The sequence below is a fragment of the Halomonas sp. BLK-85 genome (assembly GCF_044792155.1).
Lineage (GTDB): Bacteria > Pseudomonadota > Gammaproteobacteria > Pseudomonadales > Halomonadaceae > Vreelandella.
In genome coordinates this window covers 2822552-2836274 of the sequence record NZ_CP087731.1, presented here as the reverse complement: position 1 = coordinate 2836274, position 13723 = coordinate 2822552, and the positions used below count along the sequence as shown (strand labels likewise).

Below are 13723 nucleotides of genomic sequence, written 5' to 3'. Positions count from 1 at the left end.
CCGTTAGCTTATAAAGAGGTTATAGCAGTGGCTAAGGAAAAATTTGAACGTTCCAAACCGCACGTCAACGTTGGCACCATCGGTCACGTCGACCACGGTAAGACAACCCTGACAGCGGCTCTGACACGCGTTTCTGCTGAAGTTTTCGGCGGCGACTGGCGTGAGTTCGACACCATTGATAATGCGCCGGAAGAGCGTGAGCGCGGTATCACCATCGCGACATCTCACGTTGAGTACCAGTCTGAAGTGCGCCATTACGCCCACGTCGACTGCCCGGGGCACGCTGACTACGTCAAGAACATGATCACCGGTGCGGCGCAGATGGATGGCGCTATCCTGGTATGTTCTGCTGCTGACGGCCCGATGCCGCAGACGCGCGAGCACATTCTGCTGTCTCGCCAGGTTGGCGTTCCGTTCATCGTTGTCTTCCTGAACAAGGCAGACATGGTCGATGATGAGGAGCTGCTTGAGCTGGTTGAAATGGAAGTTCGTGAACTTCTCGACGAGTACGACTTCCCGGGCGACGACACGCCGATCATCACCGGTTCTGCGCTGATGGCACTGAACGGTGAAGACGAAAATGGTATGGGTACGACCGCTGTTGCCAACCTGATCAAGGCAATGGACGAGTACATCCCGGAGCCGGAGCGTGCGATTGACCAGCCGTTCCTGATGCCGATCGAAGACGTCTTCTCTATCTCTGGTCGTGGTACTGTTGTTACCGGCCGTGTAGAGCGTGGTGTTGTCAAGGCCGGTGAAGAAGTGGAAATCGTGGGTATCCGCGACACCACCAAGACAACCGTTACTGGCGTTGAAATGTTCCGCAAGCTGCTTGACGAAGGTCGTGCAGGCGAGAACGTCGGCGCCCTGCTGCGTGGCACCAAGCGTGATGACGTCGAGCGTGGCCAGGTTCTGGCCAAGACCGGCACCATCAAGCCGCACACCACGTTTGAAGCCGAAGTATACGTGCTGTCCAAGGAAGAAGGTGGTCGTCACACGCCTTTCTTCAAGGGCTACCGTCCGCAGTTCTATTTCCGTACCACTGACGTCACCGGTACCTGTGAACTGCCGGAAGGTGTCGAGATGGTCATGCCAGGTGACAACGTCAAGATGGTTGTTACTCTGATTGCACCGATCGCGATGGATGACGGTCTGCGTTTCGCTATCCGTGAAGGTGGTCGTACTGTCGGCGCTGGCGTTGTTGCCAAGATCGTTCAGTAAATAGACCCGGAAGTACCCAAGGGGGCTCTTCTAGAGCCCCCTTTTCTGCGCAGTGATGCAAGTGTTTGACTTCTGCTATCGCTGTGCCTATAATGCGCATCCTTTGAATGCGTGGGTAGACGGCTCGCGCCGTCGACATCCATTGGAGTTTAGGGCTAATGCAGAACCAGAAGATTCGCATTCGGTTGAAAGCGTTCGATCACCGCCTGATCGACCAGTCCACTGCGGAGATTGTTGATACCGCAAAGCGTACTGGTGCTCAGGTGCGTGGTCCGATCCCGCTCCCGACCAATCGTGAGCGTTATACCATCCTGATCTCTCCGCACGTCAACAAGGACGCGCGTGATCAGTATGAGATTCGTACCCATAAGCGTGTGCTTGACATTGTCGAGCCTACTGAAAAAACAGTTGATGCCCTGATGAAGCTCGATCTCGCTGCCGGCGTAGACGTGCAAATCAAGCTCGACTAAATACACTAGTCACTTGCGACCCAGCGCTTTCTGGCCTTGGCCCCAGGGTAAGGCATCAAGATAACAGAAGCAGCAGTCGCCGCGCCGTGAGGCGCCACACAATGTGCTAGTGGAATGCTCTGGAAAGGGCAGCCATAGCGGGTGACAGCCCCGTACACTATAGGAGAACTGAGAATGACTATCGGTTTGGTCGGTACTAAGGCCGGGATGACCCGCGTCTTTACCGAAGACGGTGCATCTGTGCCCGTAACCGTTATTGAAGTTGATCCTAACCGCATTACTCGCGTGAAGTCAGTGGAAACTGATGGCTACGCAGCGGTTCAGGTAACAACAGGCTCTCGCAAGGCCAAGCACCTCACCAAAGCGCAAGCGGGTCAGTTTGCCAAGGCAGGTGTTGAGGCCGGTCGTACTCTGATGGAGTTCCGTCTTGAAGAAGGCGAGCAGGCTCCTGAGGTAGGCGGCGAACTCACCGTATCCCTCTTTGAAGCTGGTCAAAAGATAGACGTGACCGGCACCTCCAAGGGTAAAGGTTTCCAGGGTGCTGTTAAACGCTGGAACTTCCGTACCCAAGACATGACTCATGGTAACTCGCTGGCGCACCGTGCGCCGGGCTCCATCGGTATGTGTCAGACTCCTGGGCGTGTATTCAAGGGCAAGAAAATGGCCGGTCAGATGGGCAATGTCCGCTGCACCGTTCAGAGCCTTGAGGTCGTGCGTGTCGATGCCGAGCGTAACTTGCTGCTCATCAAGGGTGCTGTTCCGGGCGCAACCGGCAGTAATGTCATCGTTCGCAGCGCCGTGAAAGCAGGCTGAAGGGGAGTTTACCAATGAATCTGAATCTTGCTGCAGGTGCGGGTACCGTTGAAGTAGCCGACGCCACATTTGGCAATGAATTCAATGAAGCGCTGGTTCACCAGGTGGTCACGGCTTATCTGGCCGGCGGTCGTCAGGGTACCCGCGCTCAGAAGAATCGTTCTGACGTGCGTGGTGGTGGTAAGAAGCCATGGCGTCAAAAGGGTACAGGCCGCGCACGTGCCGGTACCATCCGTTCCCCGCTGTGGCGCAGTGGTGGCGTAACTTTCGCGGCGAGTCCTCAGGACCACAGCCAGAAAGTTAACCGCAAAATGTACCGCGCAGCGATGCGCTCCATCCTGTCCGAGCTCGTTCGTCAAGAGCGCTTGGTGGCAGTGGAAGAGTTTCTCGTTGATGCGCCCAAGACCAAGCAGGTCGCTGCCAAGCTGAAAGAGCTGGACCTGGAAAAGGTCCTGATCGTCACTGAAGACGTTGACGAGAAGCTCTACCTGGCTGCACGTAACCTGCCGCATGTTGATGTGGTGGATGTTGCAGCTGCTGACCCGGTGAGCCTGGTCGCCTTTGACAAGGTGCTGGTCACCGTCTCCGCCCTGCGTAAATTCGAGGAGAAGCTGGCATGAACCAGGAACGCGTATTCAAGGTTCTGCTCGGGCCGCACGTGACCGAAAAGGCCGCGATGGCAGCTGAGCGTAATCAGTACGTTTTCAAGGTGGCGAGCGACGCTACCAAGCCTGAGATCAAGAAAGCGGTTGAAGCACTGTTCGACAAGAAAGTCGCCAGTGTCCAGACGCTGAATGTCAAAGGCAAGACGAAGCGTACCGCAAATGGCGTTGGCATGCGTAAAGGGTATCGCAAAGCGTATGTCACCCTGGCCGCGGGCGAAACGCTCGAAGACTTCTCTGGCGCCGAATAAGGGCAGGAGTACGGATAATGGCAATCGTCAAGACCAAACCCACATCCGCCGGTCGTCGCCACGTCGTTAAGATTGTTGGCGAGACGCTTTACAAAGGCCGTGCCTACGCACCGCTTTTGGAAAAGCAGTCCAAGTCCGGTGGTCGTAATAACTACGGTCGCATCACTACCCGCCACGTGGGCGGTGGTCACCGTCATCACTATCGGCTGATCGACTTCAAGCGCACCAAGGATGGCATTCCGGCCACCGTTGAGCGTCTGGAGCACGATCCCAACCGTAGTGCACATATTGCACTGCTGAAGTATGCCGATGGCGAGCGTCGTTACATCATTGCACCGAAAGGTGTCAGCGCGGGTGACGTGCTGGAATCAGGTGTTAACGCGCCGATCAGGAAAGGCAATGCTTTGCCGCTGCGCAACATTCCGCTGGGTTCTACCGTCCACGGTATTGAACTCAAGCCGGGTAAAGGTGCGCAGATTGCTCGCAGCGCCGGTACTAGCGCTCAGTTGGTGGCCCGTGAAGGTAACTACGCTACCTTGCGCCTTCGCTCCGGCGAAATGCGTAAAGTGTTGGCCGAGTGCCGCGCGACCCTGGGTGAAGTAAGCAACTCTGAGCACAGCCTGCGTCAACTTGGCAAGGCCGGTGCGAAGCGCTGGAGAGGCGTACGTCCCACCGTTCGCGGTGTTGCGATGAACCCGGTAGACCACCCGCACGGTGGTGGTGAAGGCCGCACCAGTGGTGGCCGTCATCCGGTCACGCCATGGGGTGTCCCGACCAAGGGTCATAAGACGCGTAAGAACAAGCGCACCGACAAACTGATCATCCGTCGCCGCAAGGCCCGGTGATTGAACTTGCCAAGAAATTAAGAGGTAACGGCTGTGCCACGTTCACTAAAGAAAGGTCCCTTTATTGACCTTCATCTTTTGAAGAAGGTCGAGGTTGCAGTGGAAAAGAACGATCGTAAACCGATCAAGACCTGGTCGCGTCGTTCGATGATTCTACCGAACATGGTAGGTCTGACCATTGCAGTACATAACGGTCGCCAACACGTCCCGGTGCATGTCTCCGAGGAAATGGTTGGTCACAAGCTAGGCGAATTCGCTGCCACCCGCACTTACCGTGGGCACGTAGCGGACAAGAAAGCCAAACGGTAAGCCAGAGAGGATTGAGAGATGGAAGTCACAGCTAAGTTGCGTGGCGCTCGTTTATCCGCCCAGAAGGCCCGTTTGGTGGCTGACCAGGTGCGCGGTAAACCGGTCGCCGAGGCACTCGACCTGCTGACCTTCTCACCGAAGAAGGCTGCCAAACTGGTCAAGAAAGTGCTGCAGTCCGCCATTGCAAACGCGGAAGAAAATAACGGCATGGATATCGACGAGCTGCGTGTATCGACCATCTGCGTCGATGAGGGCATGACGCTCAAGCGTATCAAGCCGCGTGCCAAAGGGCGTGCGGATCGTATCTTGAAGCGCACCTGTCACATCACCGTCAAGGTAGCCGAGAAGTAGGAGTCGACCAGATGGGTCAGAAAGTCAATCCAACAGGCATTCGACTGGGCATCGTCAAAGACCATGCTTCTGTCTGGTATGCCGAGCGCGGCGCTTACGCCGATAAGCTCAATAATGATCTCGCAGTGCGTAGCTTCCTGGAAGAGCGTCTGAAAAACGCCTCCGTGAGCCGCATTAATATCGAGCGTCCAGCTAACAACGCCCGTATTACCATTCATACTGCCCGTCCGGGCATCGTGATTGGCAAGAAAGGTGAAGACGTTGATCGTCTACGTCGTGATCTCGGCGAGATGATGGGCGTGCCGGTCCATGTGAACATCGAAGAAGTTCGCAAGCCGGAACTGGATGCCAAACTGGTAGCGGCGAATGTTGCCGGTCAGCTCGAACGCCGTGTGATGTTCCGTCGCGCTATGAAGCGTGCGGTACAGAACGCAATGCGTCTCGGTGCTGGCGGTATCAAGATCCAGCTGTCAGGCCGCTTGGGTGGTGCTGAAATCGCACGTACTGAATGGTACCGCGAAGGTCGCGTTCCGCTGCACACGTTGCGTGCGGATATCGACTACGCCACTTACGAAGCTCACACCACCTACGGCGTTATCGGCGTCAAAGTGTGGATCTTCAAGGGTGAAATCCTCGGCGGTATCGAGGAAGTACGTGCCAGGGCCAAGCAACAGCCCGCCGGCAACGCGCCCAAGAAGAAAGGTTCCAAGTAAGGGGAGAGTGAGTCGATGTTACAGCCCAAGCGTTTAAAATTCCGCAAAGTGCAGAAAGGTCGTAATCGCGGCCTGGCTGAGCGCGGAAGCAAGATTAGCTTCGGGGAGTATGGCCTCAAGGCTACCGGTCGCGGCCGCATCACTGCGCGCCAGATCGAAGCTGGCCGTCGTGCGATCACACGTCACGTCAAGCGTGGCGGCAAGATCTGGATCCGCGTATTCCCTGACAAGCCGATCTCCAAGAAACCACTCGAAGTTCGTATGGGTAAAGGTAAAGGTTCAGTCGAGTACTGGGTAGCCCAGATCCAGCCGGGTCGGGTTCTATACGAGATTGAAGGTGTGCCGGAAGAGCTCGCGCGTGAAGCGTTTGAGCTGGCCGCCCAGAAAATGCCCATATCCACCACCTTTGCGAAACGGACGGTGATGTGATGAAAGCCCAAGAAATTCGTGAAAAGTCAGTCGGAGAGCTTCAGGAACAGCTCCTCGAACTCCTCCGCGAGCAGTTTAACCTGCGCATGCAGAAGGCCACCGGCCAACTGAGCCAGACTCATCTGCTCAAGCAGGTCCGTCGGGATATCGCCCGCGTGAAGACTGTGCTTAACGAGAAGGCAGGTGACTGAGATGGCCGAAGAAAAGAAAGCCCGTACACTCACTGGTAAAGTGGTGAGTGACAAGATGGAAAAATCCATCGTTGTAATGATCGAGCGTCGTGAGCGTCACCCGATCTACGGAAAATACGTAAAGCGCTCCACCAAGTTGCACGCCCACGATGAGTCGAATCAGGCGAAGGCTGGCGACACGGTCTCTATCCAAGAGAGCCGTCCGCTGTCCAAGAAGAAAGCCTGGACCCTCGTTGAGGTGGTCGAGCAGGCTAAAGGTTAATTGCCTGCGCCTGTTCAACCAGTGCAGTCAGATTAGGTTTGGAGAAAACCGATGATTCAGACTCAGACAATGCTGGATGTCGCTGACAACAGCGGAGCGCGCCGGGTGCAATGCATCAAGGTGTTAGGCGGTTCACACCGCCGCTACGCTCGCGTTGGTGACGTCATCAAAGTATCAGTAAAAGAGGCGATTCCGCGTGGCAAGGTCAAGAAAGGCCAGGTCATGAAAGCGGTTGTCGTCCGTACCAAGAGCGGCGTCCGTCGTCCTGACGGTTCGCTGATCCGTTTCGACGGGAATGCGGCGGTTCTGTTGAATAACACCAACGAACAGCCGGTCGGGACCCGTATTTTCGGGCCGGTCACTCGTGAGCTTCGTAATGAAAAGTTCATGAAGATCATTTCCTTGGCGCCTGAAGTGCTGTAAGGAGCGAGGCGGATATGCAAAAGATCAAACGTGACGATGAAGTCATCGTCATCGCCGGGAAGGATAAAGGCAAGCGTGGCACCGTCAAGCGGGTATTAGAAAACCGCTTTGTGGTGTCCGGTGTGAATATGATCAAGCGTCACACCAAGCCAAATCCCATGGCGGGAAATCAGGGCGGTATCGTTGAGCGTGAGGCTCCGATTCACGCGTCCAACGTAGCCATCTTCAATTCGGAGACCGGTAAGGCGGATCGCGTCGGGTTCCAAGTCCAGGAAGACGGTACCAAGGTACGTATCTACAAGTCGACGCAGACGCAGATCGACGCCTAACGTGAGTCGGGTAGCAAAATGGCGAACTTGAAAGAACGTTATCAAAACGAGGTTGTAGCTAAACTGAAAGAAGAGTTCAGCTATGCCAACGTAATGCAGGTACCCCGGATCACGAAAGTGACCCTCAATATGGGTATCGGCGAAGCGGTCAGCGATAAAAAACTGATCGATAATGCCATCGGCGACCTGGAGAAGCTTTCCGGTCAAAAACCGCTGGTGACCAAGGCACGCAAGTCCATCGCGGGCTTCAAGGTGCGTGAAGGCTGGCCGATCGGTGTCAAGGTTACACTGCGCAATGAGCGTATGTGGGACTTCCTGAACCGTCTGGTCAACATCGCGATTCCACGCGTGCGTGACTTCCGTGGTCTGAACCCGAAGTCTTTTGACGGTCGTGGCAATTACTCGATGGGTGTGCGTGAGCAGATCATCTTCCCGGAGATCGAATATGATAAGATCGATCGTATCCGGGGGTTGGATGTCACCATCACCACTACCGCCAACACCGATGAGGAAGGTCGTGCACTATTGCGTGCGCTGAACTTCCCCTTCAAAAAATAAGGGTTGGATCATGGCAAAGAAAAGCATGGTAGAGCGTGAGCTCAAGCGCACGAACCTGGTAGCCAAATACGCTGCCAAGCGCGCTGAACTCAAAGCAATCATCCAGGACGTTAACGCTTCCGACGAAGAGCGCTTCGACGCGCAGCTCAAGCTGCAGCAACTGCCGCGCGATTCAAGCCCGGTACGTCAGCGTAATCGCTGCCGCGTTACCGGCCGTCCGCACGGTTTCTATAACAAGTTCGGCCTTGGCCGTAACAAGCTGCGTGAAGCCGCCATGCGTGGCGACGTCCCTGGTCTTAAAAAGTCCAGCTGGTAAGTGCCACGTAGAATCATCAGGAGCGCACATTAAATGAGCATGCAAGACACTCTGGCGGATATGTTTACCCGTATCCGCAATGCGCAGATGGCCACCAAGGAGACGGCAACCATGCCGTCCTCCAACCTGAAAGTGGAAGTGGCCCGCGTGCTGAAAGAAGAGGGCTATATCACTGATTATTCAGTGGCTGAGAGCAGCAAGCCCGAATTGACCGTGACTCTCAAGTATTTTGAGGGCAAGCCGGTTATCGACCACATCCAGCGGGTTTCCAAGCCGTCTCTGCGCCAGTACAAGGGCAAGGACAACTTGCCCAAGGTCGCCGATGGTCTGGGTATCGCGATTGTCACCACCTCAAATGGTGTGATGACCGATCGTGCTGCGCGCCAGGCGGGTGTCGGTGGCGAAGTCATCTGCACCGTATTCTAGGAGGCTGGAATGTCCCGCATAGCGAAATATCCGGTTAAACTGCCCGCCGGCGTTGATATCAAGCTTGACGCAGGCACAGTGACTGTCAAAGGTGGTCAAGGTACGCTTTCCATGCCGGTTCACGATGATGTCGTGATCGCACAGGAAGACGGCCAGCTGACCTTCGCGCCGAGCGAATCGGCGAAAAGCTGGGCAATGGCCGGTACTACCCGCGCCTTGGTTCAGAACCTGGTCACGGGCGTATCCGAGGGCTTTACAAAATCCCTCGAAATTGTTGGCGTCGGTTATCGTGCCCAGGTAAAGGGCCAGACGCTCAATCTTTCACTGGGCTTCTCGCACCCGGTCGACTACCAACTGCCTGAAGGTGTCTCAGCGGAAACGCCGAAAAACACCGTGATCGTGCTGAAAAGCGCGGACAAGCAGAAGCTCGGTCAGTGCGCCGCGGAAATCCGCGCCTTCCGTCCCCCTGAGCCGTATAAAGGCAAGGGTGTTCGGTACGCCGACGAGCAGGTGCGTCGCAAAGAAGCCAAGAAGAAGTAAGGCAGGGTTATGAACGCGAAGAAAGAATCTCGTCTCCGTCGTGCCCGCCGTGCTCGCGCCAAGATCCGCGAGCTAGGCGCGTTCCGCCTGTGCGTCAACCGTACTCCGCGTCACATCTATGCGCAGATTATCTCGCCGGATGGTGGCAAAGTGCTGGCCAGTGCATCTACGCTGGACAAGGCGCTTCGCGAGGGTGCAACCGGTAATACAGAGGCCGCGACGAAAGTCGGCGCCCTGATTGCCGAACGCGCAAAAGAAGCAGGCATCACCCAGGTGGCCTTCGATCGTGCTGGCTTTGTTTATCACGGTCGCGTCAAGGCTCTGGCCGACGCCGCACGTGAAGGCGGCCTGGAATTCTAAAGGGTTTTACGATGGCGAAGAACGAACAGCAAAACGGTGATCTGCAGGAAAAGCTCGTGCAGGTCAACCGCGTCGCCAAGGTGGTCAAGGGGGGTCGTATTTTCGGCTTTACCGCTCTGACCGTTGTAGGCGATGGTAAAGGTCGTGTCGGCTTTGGTCGTGGTAAGGCACGTGAAGTGCCGGTTGCCATTCAAAAGGCGATGGAACAAGCGCGTCGCAACATGGTCAAGGTTAACCTTGCAGGCCACACGCTGCAGTACCCGGTAAAAGCCCGTCACGGTGCTTCCAAGGTCTACATGCAGCCGGCTTCCGAAGGTACCGGTATCATCGCAGGCGGTGCCATGCGCTCAGTGCTTGAGCTGGCTGGCGTCCATGATGTACTGGCCAAGTGCTACGGTTCTACCAACCCGGTCAACGTTGTACGTGCTACCGTCAATGGTCTCGCGTCAATGCAGGCACCGGAAGACGTGGCTGCCAAGCGTGGCCTGTCTGTCGAAGCGATCACGGGGTGAACACCATGGCAGCAACGATCAAGGTTACCCAGGTCCGCAGCACCATCGGCATTCTGCCCAAGCACAAAGCCACTATCATGGGCTTGGGTCTGCGTCGCATCGGGCATACGGTTGAACTGGAAGACACCCCTGCCGTACGCGGCATGATCCACAAGGTAACCTACCTTGTGCGCGTTGAGGGAGAGTAATCCATGAAACTCAATACTCTGAGCCCGGCACCGGGCTCAAAGCAGGCTGAAAAGCGTGTTGGCCGTGGTATCGGCTCCGGTCTGGGCAAGACCGGCGGCCGTGGTCACAAAGGCCAGAAATCACGCAGTGGCGGCAGCGTCAAGCCAGGTTTTGAAGGCGGTCAGATGCCGTTGCAGCGTCGTCTGCCAAAATTTGGCTTTACCTCTGCCAAGTCACTGGTTTCTGAAGAAGTCCGTGTGGCCGAGCTGGCAAAAGTAGCCGGTGATGACGTCACGCTGGACACTCTGAAAGATGCCAACGTGCTGAAGGATTCTACGCTGCATGCGAAGATCATCCTGTCAGGCGATCTCAACAAGGCGGTTACCGTTCGCGGCATCAAGTGCACCAAGGGTGCGCGGGCTGCTATCGAAGCCGCCGGCGGAAAGGTAGAGGACTAAATGGCCAAGTCAGGAAATATGCCGGCGATGGGCAGCGGTCTGAGTGAACTATGGGCGCGTCTGCGCTTCGTGCTCCTCGCCATTGTGGTCTACCGTATCGGTGCCCACATTCCCGTGCCCGGTATCAATCCTGACCAGCTTGCTGCCTTGTTCAGGGAGCAACAGGGTACCATCCTGGGCATGTTCAACATGTTCTCGGGGGGTGCACTGGAGCGCATGAGTGTTCTCGCGCTGGGTATCATGCCCTACATTTCCGCGTCGATCATCATGCAGCTAATGTCTGCGGTTTCCCCTCATCTTGAACAGCTCAAGAAAGAAGGGGAAGCCGGCCGCCGCAAGATTAGCCAGTACACCCGCTACGGTACGGTGGTACTGGCATTTATCCAGGCCACCGGTATGTCGGTGGGCCTGGCTAGTCAGGGAATTGCCTACAGCGCTGACTTCAGCTTCTATTTCACCGCCGTGGTAACCTTTGTTTCCGGGGCGGTGTTCATGATGTGGCTGGGCGAGCAGATCACCGAAAAAGGCATCGGCAATGGTATTTCGCTGCTGATCTTTGCCGGTATCGTCGCCGGGCTTCCTGGTGGTATCGGCCAGGCTTTCGAGCTTGCCCGTAATGAAGGCGCCTGGAATGTACTGCCGCTGTTGGCTTTGTCTGCACTAGGTATCGCCACTGTGGCGTTCGTGGTGTTCATCGAGCGCGGCCAACGCCGCCTCAAGGTGAATTACCCACGTCGTCAGGTGGGAAACAAGATGTATGCAGGCCAAAGCAGCTATCTGCCTTTGAAGGTCAACATGGCCGGGGTCATTCCGGCTATTTTTGCTTCCAGTATCCTGCTGTTTCCGGCATCGATCGGTCAGTGGATGGGGGCGGGTGATGGCATGGAATGGCTACAGCGCGCATCGCAGGCGCTAGGCCCGGGGCAACCGCTATATATCTTGCTTTTCGCGGCGGCAGTGGTATTCTTCTGCTTCTTTTACACAGCGCTGGTCTTCAACCCCAAAGATGTAGCTGACAATCTTAAAAAGTCAGGTGCCTTTTTGCCGGGTATACGTCCAGGTGAGCAGACTGCTCGCTACATAGATAAGGTCATGACACGTCTGACCTTGTTCGGTGCACTGTACATCACCGCAGTTTCTCTGATGCCCCAGTTTTTGATTGTGGCCTGGAATGTCCCCTTCTTCTTTGGCGGTACATCCCTGTTGATTGTCGTGGTGGTTATCATGGACTTCATGGCGCAGGTGCAATCGCACTTGATGTCCAATCAGTACGATTCAGTAATGAAGAAGTCCAACCTGAAAGGCTACGGCAGCGGCGGCATCATGCGCTGAGGCGATGTCCAACGCTTTAATACCCGTGAGGGAAGCCCCTCGGCAACCGTTGTCGAGGGCGCACCGCGAGACGGTTTTTGGAGAAAGATCGATGAAAGTTCGAGCTTCCGTAAAGAAAATGTGCCGTAACTGCAAGATCATCCGTCGCAATGGCGCTGTCCGCGTTATTTGCTCGGAGCCTCGGCACAAGCAGCGTCAGGGTTAATCCTGAGCTGAACATGCTGGCGTCAGGGTGCCTGCTGCCGAGCTGGATGCATTACTTGCAATTCTGCTCAGGTAGAGGTATTCTGTTGCGCCTTTTAAAGATGAACAAACGAGCAAGCCGCTCAAACTTCGGAGTAAGCTGATGGCCCGTATTGCAGGCGTCAATATCCCGGACAACAAGCATGCGGCGATCTCGCTGACCTACATCTTCGGGATCGGTCGTACCCGTGCTGAGCACATTTGTGCTGCAGCCGGTATCGTACCGACTACCAAGATTCAGGACCTGTCCAGTGAAGAACTGGATACCGTTCGTTCTGAAGTTGGTAAGTATACCGTAGAAGGCGACCTACGCCGTGATGTCACGCTGAATATCAAGCGTCTCATGGATCTGGGTTGCTACCGTGGTCTGCGTCATCGTCGTAGTCTTCCGCTGCGTGGTCAGCGGACCAAGACTAACGCGCGTACCCGTAAGGGCCCGCGTAAGCCGATCCGCAAATAACACGCACGTTCTGGCGTAAAGACAGGAATAGACATCAACATGGCTAACCCGCGTAATAACCGTAAAAAGGTTAAAAAGCAGGTAGTGGACGCCGTAGCGCATATCCATGCCTCTTTTAACAACACGATCGTGACGATCACAGACCGCCAGGGCAATGCTCTGTCATGGGCAACTGCCGGTGGTTCGGGTTTTCGTGGTTCTCGCAAGAGCACCCCGTTCGCTGCTCAAGTAGCAAGCGAACGTGCAGCAACTGCTGCAGCCGAGTATGGTGTGAAAAACGTCGACGTGCTGGTCAAAGGCCCAGGTCCCGGTCGTGAATCCGCCGTGCGCGCGCTCAACGCCGCCGGCTTCCGCGTGCAAAGCATCACTGACGCGACGCCCATTCCCCATAATGGCTGCCGTCCGCCTAAGAAACGCCGCGTTTAAGGAGACAGATTCATGGCTCGTTATATTGGACCGAAGTGCAAACTGTCTCGTCGTGAAGGCACAGACCTCTTTTTGAAGAGTGGTGTGACTCCCTTCGAGAAAAAGTGTAAATCCGAACAGATTCCGGGTGTACACGGCCAGCGTCGTCAGCGTCTTTCCGACTACGGCTTGCAGCTTCGCGAGAAGCAGAAAGTACGTCGTATGTATGGCGTACTCGAAAAGCAGTTCCGTAACTACTACAAAGAAGCCGCCCGCCTGAAAGGCGCCACCGGTGAAGTATTGTTGCAGTTGCTCGAATCCCGACTGGATAACGTCGTCTACCGCATGGGCTTTGGCTCGACCCGCTCAGAAGCACGTCAGCTGGTCAGCCACAAGGCAATTGCTGTGAACGGCAAAACCGTCAACGTGGCGTCCTATCAGGTCAAGCCAGGTGACGTTGTTTCCGTTCGCGAAAAGGCGAAGAATCAGGCTCGCATTCAAAGCGCCATGGCCCTGGCGGCCAACCGTGGCGATGTGTCCTGGATCGAAACAGATGCCAAGAAGATGGAAGGCACTTTCAAGGCTCTGCCTGAACGCGGTGACCTGACTGCTGACATCAACGAAAATCTGATCGTCGAGCTGTACTCGAAGTAAGTCTTGACTGGCTTCTTCATGT

The 13723-nt window shown here is 55.8% G+C and carries 27 protein-coding genes; all 27 read left to right on the top strand.

Features of this window, described 5'->3' with window-relative positions; translation table 11 throughout:
* Positions 1–27: 27 nt before the first annotated feature.
* The gene (gene tuf, locus LL947_RS12955) at positions 28–1221 is read left to right on the top strand and encodes an elongation factor Tu (RefSeq protein WP_404414438.1); all 1194 of its coding nucleotides are present in this window, start codon (positions 28–30) and stop codon (positions 1219–1221) included.
* A gap of 158 nt (positions 1222–1379) precedes the next feature.
* A complete protein-coding gene (gene rpsJ / locus LL947_RS12950; protein WP_171701699.1) occupies positions 1380–1691 on the top strand; it encodes a 30S ribosomal protein S10 in 312 nt (103 codons plus the stop codon).
* 174 nt (positions 1692–1865) lie between these two features.
* The gene (gene rplC / locus LL947_RS12945; RefSeq protein ID WP_404414437.1) at positions 1866–2504 is read left to right on the top strand and encodes a 50S ribosomal protein L3; all 639 of its coding nucleotides are present in this window, start codon (positions 1866–1868) and stop codon (positions 2502–2504) included.
* A gap of 14 nt (positions 2505–2518) precedes the next feature.
* Complete coding sequence (rplD, locus tag LL947_RS12940) at positions 2519–3124, top strand: 50S ribosomal protein L4 (RefSeq protein ID WP_290822967.1); 606 nt, start codon at positions 2519–2521, stop codon at positions 3122–3124.
* Positions 3121–3417 carry a 50S ribosomal protein L23 gene (rplW, locus tag LL947_RS12935; protein ID WP_290822968.1) on the top strand — a complete coding sequence of 99 codons (297 nt, stop codon included), beginning with the start codon at positions 3121–3123 and terminating at the stop codon, positions 3415–3417. The genes rplD and rplW overlap by 4 nt, the downstream gene beginning before the upstream one ends.
* Before the next feature lie 17 nt (positions 3418–3434).
* Positions 3435–4262: a 50S ribosomal protein L2 gene (rplB, locus tag LL947_RS12930; protein WP_290822969.1), complete on the top strand. Its 828-nt coding sequence runs from the start codon at positions 3435–3437 to the stop codon at positions 4260–4262.
* 33 nt (positions 4263–4295) lie between these two features.
* On the top strand, positions 4296–4571 hold the full coding sequence (gene rpsS, locus LL947_RS12925; protein ID WP_100820735.1) for a 30S ribosomal protein S19: 276 nt from the start codon (positions 4296–4298) through the stop codon (positions 4569–4571).
* A gap of 18 nt (positions 4572–4589) precedes the next feature.
* Positions 4590–4922 (top strand): 50S ribosomal protein L22, encoded by a 333-nt coding sequence (gene rplV / locus LL947_RS12920; RefSeq protein WP_010626471.1) that lies wholly within the window; start codon positions 4590–4592, stop codon positions 4920–4922.
* 11 nt (positions 4923–4933) lie between these two features.
* On the top strand, positions 4934–5635 hold the full coding sequence (gene rpsC / locus LL947_RS12915) for a 30S ribosomal protein S3 (RefSeq protein WP_171701702.1): 702 nt from the start codon (positions 4934–4936) through the stop codon (positions 5633–5635).
* Between the two features lie 15 nt (positions 5636–5650).
* Complete coding sequence (rplP, locus tag LL947_RS12910; RefSeq protein WP_290822970.1) at positions 5651–6064, top strand: 50S ribosomal protein L16; 414 nt, start codon at positions 5651–5653, stop codon at positions 6062–6064.
* Positions 6064–6255, top strand: coding sequence for a 50S ribosomal protein L29 (gene rpmC / locus LL947_RS12905; RefSeq protein WP_016915779.1), 192 nt, complete (start codon positions 6064–6066; stop codon positions 6253–6255). Before rplP ends, rpmC begins: the two co-directional genes overlap by 1 nt.
* 1 nt (position 6256) lies before the next feature.
* Positions 6257–6517 carry a 30S ribosomal protein S17 gene (gene rpsQ, locus LL947_RS12900; RefSeq protein WP_290822971.1) on the top strand — a complete coding sequence of 87 codons (261 nt, stop codon included), beginning with the start codon at positions 6257–6259 and terminating at the stop codon, positions 6515–6517.
* A gap of 51 nt (positions 6518–6568) precedes the next feature.
* Positions 6569–6940: a 50S ribosomal protein L14 gene (gene rplN / locus LL947_RS12895; protein WP_100820738.1), complete on the top strand. Its 372-nt coding sequence runs from the start codon at positions 6569–6571 to the stop codon at positions 6938–6940.
* A gap of 14 nt (positions 6941–6954) precedes the next feature.
* Entirely contained in the window at positions 6955–7269 is a 315-nt protein-coding gene (gene rplX / locus LL947_RS12890; RefSeq protein WP_171701705.1) for a 50S ribosomal protein L24, read from the top strand.
* An 18-nt stretch (positions 7270–7287) separates the two neighbouring features.
* Positions 7288–7827, top strand: a complete 540-nt coding sequence (gene rplE, locus LL947_RS12885; RefSeq protein ID WP_290822972.1) for a 50S ribosomal protein L5 — start codon at positions 7288–7290, stop codon at positions 7825–7827.
* A 10-nt stretch (positions 7828–7837) separates the two neighbouring features.
* The gene (rpsN, locus tag LL947_RS12880) at positions 7838–8143 is read left to right on the top strand and encodes a 30S ribosomal protein S14 (protein ID WP_100820741.1); all 306 of its coding nucleotides are present in this window, start codon (positions 7838–7840) and stop codon (positions 8141–8143) included.
* Between the two features lie 33 nt (positions 8144–8176).
* Positions 8177–8569: a 30S ribosomal protein S8 gene (rpsH, locus tag LL947_RS12875; RefSeq protein WP_404414431.1), complete on the top strand. Its 393-nt coding sequence runs from the start codon at positions 8177–8179 to the stop codon at positions 8567–8569.
* A gap of 9 nt (positions 8570–8578) precedes the next feature.
* Positions 8579–9109, top strand: a complete 531-nt coding sequence (gene rplF / locus LL947_RS12870) for a 50S ribosomal protein L6 (protein WP_290822974.1) — start codon at positions 8579–8581, stop codon at positions 9107–9109.
* A 9-nt stretch (positions 9110–9118) separates the two neighbouring features.
* Complete coding sequence (gene rplR, locus LL947_RS12865; RefSeq protein WP_404414429.1) at positions 9119–9469, top strand: 50S ribosomal protein L18; 351 nt, start codon at positions 9119–9121, stop codon at positions 9467–9469.
* A gap of 11 nt (positions 9470–9480) precedes the next feature.
* The gene (rpsE, locus tag LL947_RS12860) at positions 9481–9981 is read left to right on the top strand and encodes a 30S ribosomal protein S5 (RefSeq protein WP_171701707.1); all 501 of its coding nucleotides are present in this window, start codon (positions 9481–9483) and stop codon (positions 9979–9981) included.
* A gap of 5 nt (positions 9982–9986) precedes the next feature.
* On the top strand, positions 9987–10169 hold the full coding sequence (gene rpmD / locus LL947_RS12855) for a 50S ribosomal protein L30 (protein ID WP_171701708.1): 183 nt from the start codon (positions 9987–9989) through the stop codon (positions 10167–10169).
* 3 nt (positions 10170–10172) lie between these two features.
* Positions 10173–10607 (top strand): 50S ribosomal protein L15, encoded by a 435-nt coding sequence (gene rplO / locus LL947_RS12850; protein WP_499833424.1) that lies wholly within the window; start codon positions 10173–10175, stop codon positions 10605–10607.
* On the top strand, positions 10608–11939 hold the full coding sequence (gene secY / locus LL947_RS12845) for a preprotein translocase subunit SecY (protein ID WP_404414425.1): 1332 nt from the start codon (positions 10608–10610) through the stop codon (positions 11937–11939).
* 91 nt (positions 11940–12030) lie between these two features.
* The gene (rpmJ, locus tag LL947_RS12840; protein WP_008959154.1) at positions 12031–12144 is read left to right on the top strand and encodes a 50S ribosomal protein L36; all 114 of its coding nucleotides are present in this window, start codon (positions 12031–12033) and stop codon (positions 12142–12144) included.
* Positions 12145–12285: 141 nt separating this feature from the next.
* A complete protein-coding gene (gene rpsM, locus LL947_RS12835; protein ID WP_290822978.1) occupies positions 12286–12642 on the top strand; it encodes a 30S ribosomal protein S13 in 357 nt (118 codons plus the stop codon).
* Between the two features lie 39 nt (positions 12643–12681).
* Entirely contained in the window at positions 12682–13068 is a 387-nt protein-coding gene (gene rpsK / locus LL947_RS12830; RefSeq protein WP_290822979.1) for a 30S ribosomal protein S11, read from the top strand.
* Between the two features lie 12 nt (positions 13069–13080).
* Entirely contained in the window at positions 13081–13701 is a 621-nt protein-coding gene (rpsD, locus tag LL947_RS12825; protein ID WP_290822980.1) for a 30S ribosomal protein S4, read from the top strand.
* Positions 13702–13723 lie beyond the last annotated feature (22 nt).